The organism is Alicyclobacillus sendaiensis NBRC 100866, assembly GCF_001552675.1.
In the GTDB taxonomy this organism is placed as follows: Bacteria; Bacillota; Bacilli; order Alicyclobacillales; family Alicyclobacillaceae; genus Alicyclobacillus; species Alicyclobacillus sendaiensis.
Map to the genome: position 1 here is coordinate 74,712 of NZ_BCRQ01000003.1, position 14,673 is coordinate 89,384.

The following is a 14,673-nucleotide window of genomic DNA, read 5'->3' on the forward strand; positions in this document are numbered from 1 at the left end:
CCTCCTCGTTCAGCGCAAGAGCGCGTATTGCCAGACGGTGTTTTCCATCGCTCTGCGCGCCTCGTCCGTCTTGAGGCGCGGATCCCGCGGGTCCGTCGGTTCGTCCTGATACACGGCGAGCGTGAGCGGCACGGACGGATACGGCCTGCGCGGGTCGAGCGGATGCGGCGTGTTGCTCAAGATGGCGATCACGTCCATCTCCATGCGAAGCCCCACCTCGCTCCCCTTGGGCGCAAACTCCGCGACGAAGTGCATCCTGCCGGACTCGTCGCACCACACCTTGGAGAACAGGTTGATGGGCGGGACGAGATCGCCCGCGTCCAGGCCGTTGCGCACGAGCTCCTTCACGACATTCTCGTAGCCGGAACGAAGCATGGCGTTGCGATGGCGCTGGAAGTTGGTTTCCCCGTAGCGGCGATCGACGTCCGCCCTGGTCTCTACGCCGGAGAGCGGATCGTGCCAGCCGACGGTGTCGTGCACGACGGTCGCCATCGCGCGCCCTTCGTCGCTCATCAGCACGTCGTAGAGCGAGATCTTCGCCGTGTGCTGAGCCTTGAGCGTGTCGGGCACGTTCAGGCGCTCCGCGGGATGATCCGCGCGGTAGAGCCACAGGGCGGCGTTCGCACCGGCGCCTTCGGCGCGCACCACCAGGCGCTTGCCGCGGCCGATGCGCATGGACCAGCGGCCGCCCGACGGGATGGAGATGGTGTAGAGCGGGGTGAACGACGAGAGCGCCATGGACATCTGCGGGAGACCTCCTTCTTCAAGCAGAAATCGGTGTGCGTGCTAGCTGGAGATGAATGAGGTTGAATTAACCGCTGACGGCGTCCTCTGGCCACTCGGCCTCGCCATCCGCCGCCCGGCGGGATCGCCAGACCCAGCGCGACAGCGCGTAACACGCGAGGGACGCAGCCGCGAGCACCGCCTCGCCGAACAGGTACTGGCCTTCCTGCGTGACGATGGCGAAGGCGGTGAACAAGGTCACCACCACCGGCGCCAGAGGCCAGGCGGGCATCCGATAGGGGCGCGCGTCGTGCCGGTACTTGACTCGGCTCCACAGGGCAGCCAGGCCGATGAAAAAGTACACGACCGTCGTGACTGTGCCGGAGAAGATGATGAGCCAGTTCAGTTGGCTCATGAAAAGGAGTGCGGCGGTCGGCAGGCCGAGCAGGAGCACGCAGAGCCCTGGCGCCTTGAACCGATTCACGTGGCCGATCCGCCGATTGGCCCAGCGCCACCACAGGCCGTCGCGCCCGGTGGTGTAGAACACGCGGCCGAAGTACATGAAGTAGACCAACATCGAGTTGAACAGCGCGATGCAGACGCCGATATCCAGAACAATCCGGAAATTCGGCCCGAGGGACGATTCCACCGCGTAGATGACCGGGCTTGCGGCGCCGAAGAACGATTTTAAATGCGGCGCCGTGACGACGGCCGAGGTCAGGGGCACGACGATGGCGATGGCAGCGGTGGTGGCGGCGGTGATGACGGCGCGCGCGAGTTTTTTCGGCCCGCCCACCAGTTCCTCGGCAAACCCGAGCGTGGCGTCATAGCCATTGATGATGTTGAAGGCGGGCGCGAGGCTCGCCGCCATCATCCCGAGGGTCACGGGGCGAAGAGCACTGCCGTCGAGATACACCGGGTGAAAGGTCACGCTCCAGAGCGACTGGTGCGGGTGGATCCAGGCGGCCACGGTGACCGTCGATAACACGAGCAACTCCACGAACACCATCGCCATGGTCACGTACGCGCCCAGTTCCACGCGGACGACACCAATGCCCACGGCGACGGCCACGGAGATGAGGGCGATGGCCGGCTCCGACAGCCCCAGATGAGGAAACAGGTCCTTGACGAACTGGCCAATGCCAAGCGCGATGCTCGCCGGCAGGATGACGCCCTGAATCAAGTAATTGAAAAGCGTCACGAAGGCGAGAGGCGCGGGCAGGACGAAGCGCACCAGCGAGTACATGCCGCCCGCCACCGGAAACATGGATCCCAATTCCGCCAGGCACATCGAGATGAGGATCACGACGGCGCCCAGAATCACATCCGCCCCGATGGCAAACGTGCCGCCGATGGAAAACACGCCGGAGGTCAGGAGCAAGACGGCCATGGTTGGAGACACGTTCGCAATGGCGAGTCCCACCACGTCGCGCAAGCTGAGTTTCCGGCTCAACTGTTGGCGGTAGCCCAGGTGCTCGAGGCGAGCGGCGTCGACAAAGGCCACGGAATCCTCCACAGGGAACCCACCTCACTTTGTGTTAGATTTTTTAACATACTCGCGCGTCCGGGAACGAAAAAGGGACAAAAACCCAAGAACGTAAAACCTCCCGGGCTTTTATCCCTCCGTGTGGCTCTCGACGGCGCGAGAGCTGGCCTCTCTCGGACCAGTCCCGGCGGCTGCCGGCGGAACCCTAGAGACCTTGTGTCACTATCTATATCACGATTGTTCGCCAGATTCAACAGATTCGCCGACTTTTTCAGAAAAATTGTTAGATAACATGACACAAAGGGTATTGAAAGCGATTTCTCTCTTCGTACATGTACCGGTATGGGTATTTGACTTTTCGCGCGCAAGAGGGCAAGCTGGGAGAGAGGTGATGGACGTGCTGTCACTCAATCCGGAGAAGATGACGCCGCTCGAGTGCTACAAGTTTCTCATCGGCGCCGTCATTCCGCGGCCCATCGCGTTTGTGACGACGCTCTCGAAAGACGGCGTGTTGAACGCCGCCCCGTTCAGCTTTTTCAACGTGGTGACGCCTGATCCGCCAATGGTCTCCGTGTCCGTGCAACGACAGGATGGGAAGCCGAAGGACACGGCGCGAAACGCCATGGATCGAGGACAATTCGTCGTCCACATCGTGAGCGAGCCGTACACCGAACCCATCAATCAGACATCCGCGACGCTTCCGCCGGATCAGAGCGAGGTGGAACTGGCCGGGCTCACGCCTGTCCCAAGCGAGGTCATCGAGGTCCCTGGCGTGCGCGAGGCGCGGGTGCGCATGGAGTGCGTCCTGCAACACGCACTCCCGCTGGGAGGCCGCGAAGGCACGCCGGCCTGCGACCTGCTCATCGGCCGAATCGTTCGCTTTCACATCGACGAATCGCTGTATCACGACGGGCGCATTGATCCGCACCAATTGGCACCCGTCGCCCGGCTCGCCGGCAACGATTACGGCCTGCTCGGCCGCGTGTTCACACTCGAGCGCCCCAAGTGATTGCCCCTAGATGCCCTCGGACAAGACGCCGAAGCCCGGGCTCCTGAGCACAGGAACCCGGGCTTCGTTATGCCAGCATCACGTCCGCGACGATTTCGAACGACCGCAGGCGAGCGGCGTGATCGTAGATTTGCGAGGTGATGATGACCTCGTCCGCCTTCGTCGCCTCGATGAAGGCGCGCAGGCGGTGCTGCACCGTGTCCGGCCCGCCGACGATGGCGAGGCGCCCCCTCGTCTGGAGCACCTGCCACTCGTACGGCGAGCACAGGTCCTGCACGCGCTCCACGGGCGGCATGAGCCGCGACGGCTTGCCGCGGATGAGCGAGAGCTGCTGAAGCTGCGAGGACGTGGCGAGGTACCGCGCTTCTTCGTCCGTCGGCGCCGCCACCACCGCCGCGCCGACCATCGCGTACGGCTCCTTCAACCACTGAGAAGGGCGGAAGTTCGCGCGATACGTCTCCAGCGCAATCATGAGATAATCCGGCGCGAAGTGGCTCGCATACGCAAACGGCAGCCCGAGATGCGCCGCAAGCCGCGCGCTGAAGTCGCTTGAGCCCAAAAGCCAGATGGGGATGTCCATCCCTTCGCCCGGCACGGCGTGCACGCGGCGCACCTCGTCCTCTGGCGGATGGAAGTAGCGCATCAGCTCCGCCAGACGCTCGGGAAAATCGTGTCCGTGGCGATCCGGATCCCCGCCCAGCGCGCGAATGGTCGCCGCATCCGTGCCCGGCGCCCGGCCGAGGCCGAGATCGATCCGGCCGGGAAACATCGACGCGAGCGTCCCAAACTGCTCCGCCACCACGAGCGGCGCGTGATTCGGGAGCATCACGCCACCAGAGCCGACGCGAATCGTCCGCGTGTGCTGCGCGAGATACGCAATTACGACGGCCGTGGCAGAACTTGCGATGCCCGGCATGCTGTGATGCTCCGCCACCCAGAATCGCCGGTAGCCGAGCCGCTCCGCGTGCTGCGCCAGTTCCGCGCTCCTCCGAAACGCCTCGGCCGGCGTGCTGCCTTCCGTGATAGGGACGAGATCGAGCACGGACAGCGCCGTCTCGCCCTTCGTCAAGCCCCAATCCATGAGCAGGCCTCCTCCCGGTTCAGGCGGGCGCAATCCATCGGCCCAACGCCATTATACCCCCGGAGGCAGGCCCGCCCGAAACGGCCTCAGCCGACAGGTTGGGAGAGGCTCGCGCGCATGCGCCGCGCCGCGTCCACCATGTTGCGGAGCGCGGCCACGGTCTCCGGCTCACCGCGCGTCTTCAGGCCGCAGTCCGGATTCACCCACAGCTGCTCGGGGCGAATCACGTTCGCCGCCTTGCGCAACAGTTCCACCATCTCGTCCACCGACGGGACGCGCGGGCTGTGGATGTCGTACACGCCCGGGCCGATGTCGTTTTCATAGCGGAAGTGCTCGAACGCCCTGAGGAGTTCCATGTGCGATCTCGACGTCTCAATCGAGATGACGTCCGCGTCCATCGCCTGAATGGCCGGCATGATGTCGTTGAACTCCGCGTAGCACATGTGCGTGTGGATCTGCGTCTCGTCGCGCACGCCGGACGACGCGATGCGGAAGCACTCCACGGCCCAAGCGAGGTACGCCTCCCATTCGGCGCGGCGGAGCGGCAACCCCTCGCGCAGCGCAGGCTCGTCAATCTGAATCATGCCAATGCCCGCCGCCTCGAGATCCAGGACCTCGTCCCGAATCGCGAGCGCAATTTGCCGGCACGTCTCCGCGCGCGGAATGTCGTCGCGCACAAACGACCACTGCAGAATGGTCACCGGCCCCGTCAGCATCCCCTTCACGGGCTTTTCGGTGAGCGACTGCGCGTACGTGCTCCAGCGCACCGTCATCGGCGCAGGCCGCGCCACATCGCCGTAGATGATGGGCGGCTTCACGCAGCGAGAGCCGTAGCTCTGCACCCAGCCGTGCTTGGTGAACACAAAGCCGTCGAGCATCTCGCCGAAGTACTCGACCATGTCCGTCCGCTCGAACTCCCCGTGCACGAGCACGTCGAGCCCAATGTCCTCTTGGATGTCGATCCAGCGCCTGATCTCGCCGCGCAGGTACGCCTCGTACTCGTCCGTCGTCCACTCGCCCTTGCGCCACTTTGCGCGAGCGTCGCGCACCGCCTGCGTCTGCGGGAAGGATCCGATGGTCGTGGTGGGCAGAAGCGGGAGCGCAAACCGCGCCGCCTGCTTCTCCTTCCTCAGCGCGTGCGGCGACTGGCGTTCGAGCTTCCACCCCTTGGCCTCGTCGAGCCGCGCGCGCACGTCCTCGCGATTCAGCCGCGCCGACGCTCGCCTGGACGCGAGCAGCGCGCGGTTGGCCTCCCACTCCGCTTCGACGGCCGCCCGTCCCTCGTCGAGCGCCCGCTTCAAGAGCGCAATTTCGTCCAACTTCTGCAGCGCGAACGCGAGCCACGACTTGATCTCCGGGTCCATGTCCGTCTCAAGCTCCACGTCCCAAGGCACATGCAGCAGCGAGCAGGACGGCGCCACCATCACATGCTCCGGACCAGCCAGGTGCACGCCCTGCTCCAGATGCGCGAAGGCCGTGTCGAGATCGGCCCGCCAGACGTTGCGCCCGTCGATCACGCCGAGCGACAGGCGGCGCCCGTTGGGCCATCCGAGCGCGTGAACCTGCTGCAGCGCGTCCGGGCTACGGACGAGGTCCAGGTGCAAGCCCTCGACGGGCAGCTCGAGCGCCGTGGCCAGGTTGTCCCCGAGCGAACCGAAATAGGTCGCCACGAGGATGTTCGGACGAGGGCCCTTTGTCAACGCCGCGTAGGCGTCCACGAACGCCTGGCGCTCCGCGTCCGTGAGGTCCAGGACGAGGGCGGGCTCGTCCAGCTGCACCCAGCGCGCGCCCGCCTCGTGGAGCGAGGCGAGCCACGCCTCGTACGCCGGGATCAGATTGGGCAAAAGCGACAGCGGATCCGCGTCTCTGCCCACCACTTTGGACAGCTTGAGGAAGGTCACGGGGCCGATGAGCTGAGGCACCACGTCCACGCCGAGCGCCTTCGCCTCCAGATACTCGTTGAGCGGTTTGTTCACGCCAAGCGCAAACACCTGCTGCGGCTCGAGTTCCGGCACCAAATAGTGATAGTTCGTGTCAAACCACTTCGTCATCTCGAGCGCCGTGGCGTCCGCGCTGCCGCGCGCCATGGCGAAATATTGTTCAAGCGATCCCGACGGCAGGCCGCGGAACCGCTCGGGAACGACCTGAAACAGGCAAGCCGCGTCCAGGACGTGATCGTAGAACGAAAAGTCGTTCGCGACGATCCACTCCACGCCGCGGTCCCGCTGCACCTGCCAACGCAGCTTGCGCAGCTCCGCGGCGCGAGCCGTGAGCTCGTCCTCTCCGATTTTGCCCTGCCAAAACTGCTCCACCATCCGCTTGAGCTCGCGGCGAGGCCCCATGCGGGGAAATCCGATTGAGGCGGTGATGGCCAAGTTGTTCTCTCCTCCCTCGCAGAATCGCAATGGCGACACCGTGGTCACACGCCCGGATACACACAGGCGGCGCCCGGATGTGAGTCCGGGCGTCGCCAGGTGCCGACGCCATCTCTACGTGGCGCTACTATAGCATCGCTTGCAAACTTTCGCAATTGTATTCCTTGCCTGAAGCAAAAGCCCCGTCACGGCTGGGGTTGTGAGGCGCTCGGCAGAAGCGCCTGCAGGAGCCGGACCCCAATGGGGCTGCCGAGCCCTGTGCACGGGTCCCAGCCCGGCCCCGCCTGATAGATCTGCGCGCGGTTCGCGATGTCGTTGTTCCCTTCGGTGATGTCGTGAAACACGTCCGCCGGCAGCTGGTACAGCGTCGGGTTCAGGTACCCCACCGCCTTGCCGAGCTTCTGGTTGATCCGCGCCACAAGCGCGGCAAAGAGCGGCGCCACGGCGCTCGTCCCGCCGATGACAGTGGCCTCGCCGTCGATCACGACCTCGTAACCCGTGGCCGGATCCGCGTTGCCTGCCAAGTCCGGAACGCCCCGTCCGCTCGACGCGCCAGGGTTCGCGGACGGCGGCACGTTCGCGTGCTCCTGCCAGGCGGGCAGCGGGAAGATGCGGCTCACGCCGCCGCCCGTCGCTCCGCCGTCCGGGCCGTCGTTCCAGACCGTCTCCTGCGCGATCCGGCCACCGCTTGCCACAAGCCGCGTGCCGCCGCAGGCCAGCACGTACGGCGACGCCGCGGGAAAATCGACGTGATACAGGCCGTCCTGCTCACCGTCCGTCGACCCGCTGTCGCCCGCCGCGGCAAGGACGGTCACGCCGAGCGCTGCCGCGTCCAGAAACGCCCGATTCATCGCCGCGATCGCGGCCGACGTCCAGCTGTCCTCCGGGCCGCCCCAGCTGATGGACACGACGGAGGGCTTGAGCGTCGGATCGTGAATGGCAGTCGTGATGGCGTCGAGGAAACCGGCGTCCGTGTTCGGCGCGAAATACACGGCGAACTTGGCGCCCGGGGCAAGCGCTCCCGCGACTTCGATGTCGAGCTCGACCTCGCCGTCCGGGCCGCTCGGATCGCCCGTGGGCTGGTTCGAGGCGCCGTCCACCGACACGCTCACCACCTGGGGCGCAGGCACGCCGAGCGACGCGAAGTACTGCGCGAGGGAAGCCTCGTCGTAGCCGCCGCCCAGTTCGATGATGGCGATGCACTGCCCCTGTCCGTCAAGCCCCTCGGGGAACTGATACGCCTGCGCGACGTCGAGCGGCGTGTACGCCGTCGGCGCCGCGGCCTGCGATCTCGCCTCAAACCCTCCCTCGGCGCGCCTTTGCATCCGAAAGTGGGGCCGCGCCACGGGGCGCGTGTCCAGCCCCAGCACCGCTTCGATCATCGGCGCGATGGACGCCGGCACCGTGACCTCGCCGAGGTAGCTTCGGTACGATCCGTCTGGGTGATCAAAGTGCCGCAACTCCACGCCAAACGCCCGGTTGATAGCATCCACCGGCCCGCTCAACACCGCCGTGCCCGCCGCCACGTTGGCGCGATCGAGCGCGAGGCCGTGCGCATCCGCGAACCTGCGGAGCTCCGCGAAGTCGTCGAGCGAGGCGCCGTGCGAAGCGGCGAACGCTTCCCGCTTCAGGTGCTCTCGCGCATGAGGGGCGATGGCGGCCTGGCGTTCCACGTGCGCCGCGAGTTCACCCGCGCGTTGGCGGCGCAGCACGACCGTGACGGCCATCCGCTCATCTCCCGCCACGGGCCCCTTGTCCACGGCCTGCGGCGCCTGCGCGCGCGCATGTCCCTGGAGGACTGCTCGCGCCTCCTCGCCTTCCTTCCATGGTTTTTCCATGTCGCTCATGGCCTTCCACTCCAATCTCCTATCCGGATGGGCATGCAGGGCTTCAGGCTTCGCTGTCCTCAGTATAGCACGGCCGGAGAAAAAGTTGTGGATTTTATACAATATTTGGGCAAGTGTGGCCGCCCATAGGCAACCTGATGGAGCCCTCCCTCTCGCAGACATGCCGGGCGCCGTTTGCGGCGTGGACGAACGGCCTCATCGCTCCGCGAGGACCCCGTAGTGAACGTCGTTCGGAAAGACGCGATGAAGGACCTTGAAACCGGCCGCCTTCAGCGCCTCCTCGCAATCGTCGAGCGACAACCGCTCATCCACGGGTGGCCCCATCTCCATGGGGCGCTTGTCCCATTCCAGCAGAAGAAATTTGCCTCCCGGGCGCAGGACGCGACGGACCTCGCCAAGCGCCGCGATTCGATCCGGCACCTCGTGCAGTACAAAGGCCATGAGGGCGCGGTCGACCGACTCGGCGGGAAGCGGCAGGCGGTCAGCCGGCGCTTCGAGCGTCTGCACATGGGTGAGCCCCGCCTGCGCCGCGCGCTCACCCAGCATGGCGAGCATCTCCTTGGACAAATCGACCGCGTACACCGTTCCCTTCGTGCGGCGCGCCATGGGAAGCGCAAAAAAGCCGGGCCCCGCACCGATATCTACCACGTCCTCATGTCCCTGCATCTCCAACGCGTCGATGATCCGATCCGGCGGCAGCAAACGCTCGCGCTCTGCTCCTAGGAGCCGCAGAGCGTGCTCAGGTCGAAACACATGAGGCATCCGATGTCCTCCCTCCACGGCGCCGCCCAACACCAGCGCGGCGCGTTCTTGCACCCCGAGCGTTGCGCACGCCGAGCCGTTTGTCAAGTTCTACATGCCCAGATGCCCCAGATGGTATACTGGCCGTAACCGTGAGGAGATGCTTTTCATGCGGTGGAAATTGCTTGGCGCGGTGGTGTTTGCGGTTCTCATCGTCATTTTCACGCTCGCGAATTCGACCGACGTCTCGGTCAACTTCGTGTTCACGAAAGCGTGCGTCAACCTGGTGCTCGTCATCCTTCTATCCGTCCTGCTCGGCATGATCCTCATGGCCATCCTCTGGTCGATTCACCTGGCGCTGGCGCGGCGAGATCCGGGCGCGCGAGCGGAAGATGGCCGAGCGCGAAGCGAGCATCGCACGCCTGCGCGGACACGGGCAGCGCCACTTCCCCCTTTCGTGCGATACGCGCGCCCCTTCCACAGAACCTCCGCGCTTGCGGGGAGTCCGCGCAGCACCACGCAGGCGCCCGTGGCCCACGTCACGCCTCGGCGCCTGCCAGGATCTCGGCACCCGACCACCATCTCTTCGATTGCGGATCTCGCACGAAGAGCCGGAGCCACCCATTCTGCACCTTCCGCCTGAAGTCCGCATGCTCGCGGAGAAGAAGGGCGACCCGCGCCACAGGCGCCTCCACGACGATGGTCAGCCGCAGCGGACGATGATAGAGGCGGCCGTCTTCGGCGGCAATCGACTGCCACGGAAGTCCTGGCAGCAGATCGCTCGCGTTCCCATGCATCACGCCGAGCCCTGCCGTGACCGTCTGCAAGGCCTTGTGACCTCCCCCGTGCACATGCGGCGCGACAGTCGACGCGTAGTACTGCAGATTGATCCACTGCGCCACGGTCACGGGCCCCGACACGATGGCGTGAAGGTAAGACCCGTCGGGATCGCACCGCCAGTCGTAGTCGTGCGCGAACACCTGACCCCGAAGCCGCGCATCAAGGCTTGGCAGCCGCCCAATCCAAAAGGCGCGGTTGCCCGCGAGGCCCCACTCGGGCCGAACTTCGCTCCAGTCGTGCCCGCGGCGCACGGCCTCGCGCTGAGCCGGCCGTCCCTCGGCACCGGGCAGCTGCTCGAGGCGTTCGGCAGCCGCGTTGGCTCCGGCTCGGCGCAAGTCTTGGTCAAGTTGCTGCCACACGCGCGACTGTTGTGGAGACATTCCCGCGAGCTCCACCCATTCGATCTCGTCCGTCGTCGTGATGTGCACCGCCGCGAGAAACACCGTATCGTCCGGGATGACAAGCCCGTGGCGATCCCGCAGCAAGCGCCTGACAGCTTCCTGATTCAGCGCCGCGGCGAGCAGCCTGGCGTTGTGCCGCCCAGATTGACCGCCACACGCGCCGCACTCGAAGGCCGCGCGGTGCGCCTGATTCTCCACCTGCGCCTCATGCCCGCAAAGCACCACCACGCGCGAGAAAGTCGTGATCCCGAGCGAGCGGAACAGTTGCGCCGCGGCTTCCGCAAACAGGTGCGCCGGCTCCGCGGGCGCGCAGTTCGGCTGCGCCGGCGCGCCGTCTGTTTCACCGACCGCCTCCCAACGCGTGGGGACCGCGGGCAGGCACTCGCGCAGGACGTCGCGCACGTGCGCCGACACGCGCGGGAACGCCTGCCAAACCGCATGCAACGCGAGATAGGCGCCCGACAACTCGGGCAACGCGAGGGAGCCCACGCTCGCCTGCTTCAGCTTCTTGAACGTCAGCCCCATCGCTCGCACGGCGTTGCTCATCTTGCGGCGGCGGCGATGGGCCTTTTCGTCCGTCGCTCGCTCTTGCACGCAGGCGACAGGCGACACGATGGCCGGACAGCTGGGATGGGCATAGGCGCTGTCGAGCGGCTGCGTCCTGACCGCGAGGTTGAAAAATCCAGCGCATCCGTACGTCGTGTACGGCCCCAGCGCCTCGAGATGGCGGCGCAATCGCTCCGATCGGACGTCAATGCAGAACAGCAACTGCGCATCGGCCGGGTGTGCATCATCGCCCACGGACGTCTCGGAGGATCCCATCAGGTGCTGGTCGAGCGTTTGCTCCCAAGCCTCGAGCCACACGCCATACCGATCCGCCGTCACATACCGATACACAGCGAGGACGAGAGCGTCGGCGACGTCCGCTTCCGCTCCTTCGACGTGCGAAGCCGCCTTGGCGAGACCGGTCAGATCGGGATGCGGCGCGAAGGCGCCATCAGGCCCTGCGACGGCCCACTCCAGCAGAATGCGCAGCGCCAGGTACTCGCGCGGCAAGCGGCCTTGGCCTCCCACCTCCCGGTCCCCGTAGCGGAGGGCGCCGACAAACCCCGGCATGCGCAGATAGTGCACGCGGAAGTAGTCGGCCGCGAAGCGCGGATGCACCTTGAAACGCTCGAGCCCAAACGCGAGCACCGCGTCGGGATCATCCGGCAATTCCGCGATTCGGCGCCTCTCCGCCTTCGAGAGCGCCGGATCGCGCATGAGGAGCGCACGGGCTGCGGTGAAAAGTCCGTCCTCCCGCCCGGGCATGGGCCACGCCGACTGTCCCCGATCCAAGTACAGGCGAAGGTAGCGAGCCGTGATGGCGTCGACGCGGGGCCTCGCGTCGTCGGACGGAAGCGGAAAGCGAAGCGCTTCGAGCGGCAGGTCCGCCCGCGCGGCCGTCCGCGCGGCCAGCGCCGCCGCCTCCGTCGAGATGGGCAGCTCGACCTCTTCCCGCGTCAGGCGCGGCTGGAGGCGGGCGAAGGCCGTGCGCAGCGGCGCAGGGACATGGTGATCCAGGTATCGATTCATACGATCTTCGAGCGCATTGGGATCAATTTCGCCGCGCGCCTCTGCATCCTGCAGCAGACGCCAGGACGGATAGAGCTGCACGCCGCCGAGCGCCTGCAGCCTCCGCATGGCCTCCAGAAAGGGCATATGTTCCAGCGACGACCAGGGGTGCCGCGCAATCCACACGGCAAGGGGCCACTGAACGGCGGTGACATCGAGCGCCAGCTCTGCCGCGGCCGCGGCAGACGATGGCGTCCAAGCAAGGTCTCGCAACGTCGCGGTGGACGAGATCATCAGAGCGTCGCCTCCTCAGTCAACCTTTCGAGCGCCATGGGCTGAGCCTCGATGGCGCGCGGGCTCGCATCGCCCATGTGCGCGAGCCAAGCATATGCGCGAAGGGCATAGGGGCGGCGGGCATGACGGCGAAGCCAAGCGTAGAGCGCCGCCTGAAGGGCCATGAGGGCCGCGGCCGCCGTCGCGAGCTGCGCGTCGACCGGTTGCGGCGTTCCGAGAAGGACCTCGCACGCCCGGACCAACTCGTCGCGCAGCGCCAACGCGGTGGCGCCCGCCAAGACCGTGATGGCCGCGCCGATCCACCGCCCCACGGTGAGCGCCATGGCCGATGCGAGTGCCGCCGCACATGCCGCGCCAAGGAACAACCCCAGGACGAGGCGCAGCCCGTCTGCGGGATGAGGCAAGGCGTACGCAAGGAAGAACGCCGCCCCAACGAGCGCCGGCCACGGAACGCGCAGCGATGGCACCTCCTGAGTCACCAACACCTCGTCCGGGCGAGGCACGGCCGAGCCGGAACGGAGAAAGAGCGTCGCCTTGAACAGCCCGTGCAGCCACAGGTGGACCACCGCGATGGCGTAGGCGCCTACGGCGCACTCCATCAGCATGAGCCCCATTTGCGCCATGGTGGAGGCGATGAGCTGTCGCTTGTAATCCGCGTGGATCATAAGGACTCCGGTGCCGATGGCCACGCTGGCCCACGCCGCGGCCAGGAGAAGCGCGCGAGGGAGAATTCCCCCGGCCTCGAGCACGGGCGCAAACCGGGCGAGAAGGAGTCCACCCGCGTTCACCAGGCCGGCATGCATGAGCGCCGAAACGGGCGTCGGCGCAATGGCCGAATCGAGCAGCCAGCGCATGAACGGCACGTTGCCCGCTTGGGCGAGCGCAGCCGCCGCGAGCACGAGGCTCGCGAAGAACGCGATGTGCGGGTGATGAGCCAGCGCGGCGATGCCCACCCGGAGCGAGTCGCGTCCAGAGACCCAGGCGCACATGCCGGCGAGGAGCGCGATCCCGGCCATGCTCGGCGCGAGCCGAATCCAGGCCGCGCGAGCCACGTGCCGCACCGCACGGCTTCGGCGCTGCAGCGAAACGAGCCTCACCAAGCCCACATCCATCCCCGCCCAGCACGCGGCGAACAGGATGGCGTTGTCGGCCCGCCAGGCCGCGCTCGCAAAGAACAGCGTCCAAGTCATCCACGCGAGGTAGCGCCCGTAACGTTCGTCTCCCGCCAGGTGGCGCCTCGAGAACGCCACGATCCACAGCCCCAACGCGGCGATGTAGATCGAGATGGCCCATCCGAGCCGCGCGTCGCGATCGGGCACGTCAAGGGTGGCGACAAGACCTGTAATGGAGATGCACGCCACGAGCGCAAGCGCAGCCAACAAGAGCCGGCCGCGCGTTTCTGGCGCGCGCAGGCGCCAGCAGCTTGCCGCTGCCATTCCGGACACCCCCCAGGCCGCGTGCCATGCCCCGGAGACCGTCTGTTGAACCCATTCCCCCGATACCATCTTTGCCCTCCCACTACGCGGCCCACTGCCGCGTGATTCGACATGGACATACAAAAAACCGGCGCGCTCGAAGGAAGGACCAGTTTGAAATCCCAACCTTCGAGTCACGCCGGTTTTTCGTCAACTCACGCCAGTTGATCAAACACCCGGTTAGCTCGCCATGCGAAGCGCCTCGCCGACCCCTTGTTCAGAGGCCGAGCGCCGCGCTCCCCGCACCGACACCGCTAGGTGACACGATTCAGTTGACTTTACGCCGCTTTTCGACTGGACATGACCGGACACGCGCAGACCTCACGCATCCCGCCCCGCGTCCACGACTTCGCGACCACCTTCAAACTCGCCGGACTCGAGTTTGCGCTCGAGATCCGAATGCAGCCGAAACACCATGATCCGTTCGCCCGTCCGCGTGCTCAGGTCCGTGAAGAAGCTCTTCACTTCCTCGCCCGTGATCCGGCGTATGATGTCTTTCAGATCCTCCACGCCGGACTCCACCAAGCTGGTGCGCGTCCGCTTCACGGACAGCATGCCCTCGTACGTCTCGCAGAGCGCGTACTCCGCGGACGATAGGATGCCGCGCAGCGAAACGATGATCATATCCCGCAGGATATCCGTCTTGACCGAGACCGAGCCGCGCCCGAGATAGTCTTTTTCCCACTTCGTCAAGGCGTTCGAGATGTCCGCCTCGATGAAGCCTTTCAGCTTGGATGCTGCCATGTATCTCTCCCTCTATCCGCCATCGCTGCACGGCCTCGTGCTGGATATCAGTGAATATTGTAACAGGGGGATGCGCCTGGCGACAAGGGGAAATAGCCGAAGG

The 14,673-nt window shown here is 66.1% G+C and carries 11 protein-coding genes and 1 riboswitch; of the genes, 2 read left to right on the plus strand and 9 right to left on the minus strand.

Translation table 11 applies throughout. The annotated features are described in order from the left end of the window. Positions 1-9 precede the first annotated feature (9 nt). Both AS26_RS01340 and AS26_RS01345 read right to left on the minus strand, forming a co-directional pair. Positions 10-744, minus strand: a complete 735-nt coding sequence (locus AS26_RS01340) for an urea amidolyase associated protein UAAP1 (RefSeq protein ID WP_062305514.1) — start codon at positions 742-744, stop codon at positions 10-12. A gap of 67 nt (positions 745-811) precedes the next feature. Continuing rightward, positions 812-2,239, minus strand: coding sequence for an APC family permease (locus AS26_RS01345; RefSeq protein WP_062305516.1), 1,428 nt, complete (start codon positions 2,237-2,239; stop codon positions 812-814). An 86-nt stretch (positions 2,240-2,325) separates the two neighbouring features. After that, positions 2,326-2,429: riboswitch (guanidine-I (ykkC/yxkD leader) on the minus strand. 177 nt (positions 2,430-2,606) lie between these two features. Here AS26_RS01345 and AS26_RS01350 point away from each other — a divergent pair. Beyond that, complete coding sequence (locus AS26_RS01350; protein ID WP_062305535.1) at positions 2,607-3,218, plus strand: flavin reductase family protein; 612 nt, start codon at positions 2,607-2,609, stop codon at positions 3,216-3,218. Between the two features lie 67 nt (positions 3,219-3,285). On the opposite strand, the gene AS26_RS01355 is transcribed toward AS26_RS01350, so the two are convergent. The 4 genes from AS26_RS01355 to AS26_RS01370 all read right to left on the minus strand — a co-directional run bounded on the left by AS26_RS01355 (position 3,286) and on the right by AS26_RS01370 (position 9,283). Next, entirely contained in the window at positions 3,286-4,299 is a 1,014-nt protein-coding gene (locus AS26_RS01355) for an LLM class flavin-dependent oxidoreductase (RefSeq protein WP_062305517.1), read from the minus strand. A gap of 86 nt (positions 4,300-4,385) precedes the next feature. Next, the gene (metE, locus tag AS26_RS01360; protein ID WP_062305519.1) at positions 4,386-6,674 is read right to left on the minus strand and encodes a 5-methyltetrahydropteroyltriglutamate--homocysteine S-methyltransferase; all 2,289 of its coding nucleotides are present in this window, start codon (positions 6,672-6,674) and stop codon (positions 4,386-4,388) included. Positions 6,675-6,859: 185 nt separating this feature from the next. After that, the gene (gene scpA / locus AS26_RS01365) at positions 6,860-8,521 is read right to left on the minus strand and encodes a kumamolisin-As ScpA (protein ID WP_062305537.1); all 1,662 of its coding nucleotides are present in this window, start codon (positions 8,519-8,521) and stop codon (positions 6,860-6,862) included. A gap of 195 nt (positions 8,522-8,716) precedes the next feature. After that, positions 8,717-9,283, minus strand: a complete 567-nt coding sequence (locus AS26_RS01370) for a class I SAM-dependent methyltransferase (RefSeq protein ID WP_062305521.1) — start codon at positions 9,281-9,283, stop codon at positions 8,717-8,719. A 148-nt stretch (positions 9,284-9,431) separates the two neighbouring features. On the opposite strand from AS26_RS01370, the gene AS26_RS14575 reads away from it, so the two are divergent. Continuing rightward, the gene (locus tag AS26_RS14575; RefSeq protein ID WP_062305522.1) at positions 9,432-9,905 is read left to right on the plus strand and encodes a lipopolysaccharide assembly protein LapA domain-containing protein; all 474 of its coding nucleotides are present in this window, start codon (positions 9,432-9,434) and stop codon (positions 9,903-9,905) included. Here the strand turns inward: AS26_RS14575 and AS26_RS01380 are convergent. From AS26_RS01380 to AS26_RS01390, 3 genes are all read right to left on the minus strand, one after another. Further along, positions 9,802-12,351, minus strand: a complete 2,550-nt coding sequence (locus AS26_RS01380; RefSeq protein ID WP_062305523.1) for a putative inorganic carbon transporter subunit DabA — start codon at positions 12,349-12,351, stop codon at positions 9,802-9,804. The two genes, AS26_RS14575 and AS26_RS01380, sit on opposite strands and share 104 nt — an antisense overlap. Beyond that, positions 12,351-13,856 carry an NADH dehydrogenase subunit 5 gene (locus tag AS26_RS01385; RefSeq protein WP_062305525.1) on the minus strand — a complete coding sequence of 502 codons (1,506 nt, stop codon included), beginning with the start codon at positions 13,854-13,856 and terminating at the stop codon, positions 12,351-12,353. Before AS26_RS01385 ends, AS26_RS01380 begins: the two co-directional genes overlap by 1 nt. 291 nt (positions 13,857-14,147) lie before the next feature. Then, the gene (locus AS26_RS01390) at positions 14,148-14,570 is read right to left on the minus strand and encodes a Na-translocating system protein MpsC family protein (protein ID WP_062305527.1); all 423 of its coding nucleotides are present in this window, start codon (positions 14,568-14,570) and stop codon (positions 14,148-14,150) included. Between the last annotated feature and the right edge of the window lie 103 nt (positions 14,571-14,673).

Excerpts from the sequence above, each read along its gene's own strand:
- AS26_RS01340 (WP_062305514.1), bottom strand. The coding sequence starts at position 744 with ATGTCCATGGCGCTCTCGTCGTTCACCCCGCTCTACACCATCTCCATC.
- AS26_RS01355 (WP_062305517.1), bottom strand. The coding sequence starts at position 4,299 with ATGGATTGGGGCTTGACGAAGGGCGAGACGGCGCTGTCCGTGCTCGAT.
- scpA (WP_062305537.1), bottom strand. The coding sequence starts at position 8,521 with ATGAGCGACATGGAAAAACCATGGAAGGAAGGCGAGGAGGCGCGAGCA.
- AS26_RS01370 (WP_062305521.1), bottom strand. The coding sequence starts at position 9,283 with ATGCCTCATGTGTTTCGACCTGAGCACGCTCTGCGGCTCCTAGGAGCA.
- AS26_RS14575 (WP_062305522.1), top strand. The coding sequence starts at position 9,432 with ATGCGGTGGAAATTGCTTGGCGCGGTGGTGTTTGCGGTTCTCATCGTC.
- AS26_RS01380 (WP_062305523.1), bottom strand. The coding sequence starts at position 12,351 with ATGATCTCGTCCACCGCGACGTTGCGAGACCTTGCTTGGACGCCATCG.
- AS26_RS01385 (WP_062305525.1), bottom strand. The coding sequence starts at position 13,856 with ATGGTATCGGGGGAATGGGTTCAACAGACGGTCTCCGGGGCATGGCAC.
- AS26_RS01390 (WP_062305527.1), bottom strand. The coding sequence starts at position 14,570 with ATGGCAGCATCCAAGCTGAAAGGCTTCATCGAGGCGGACATCTCGAAC.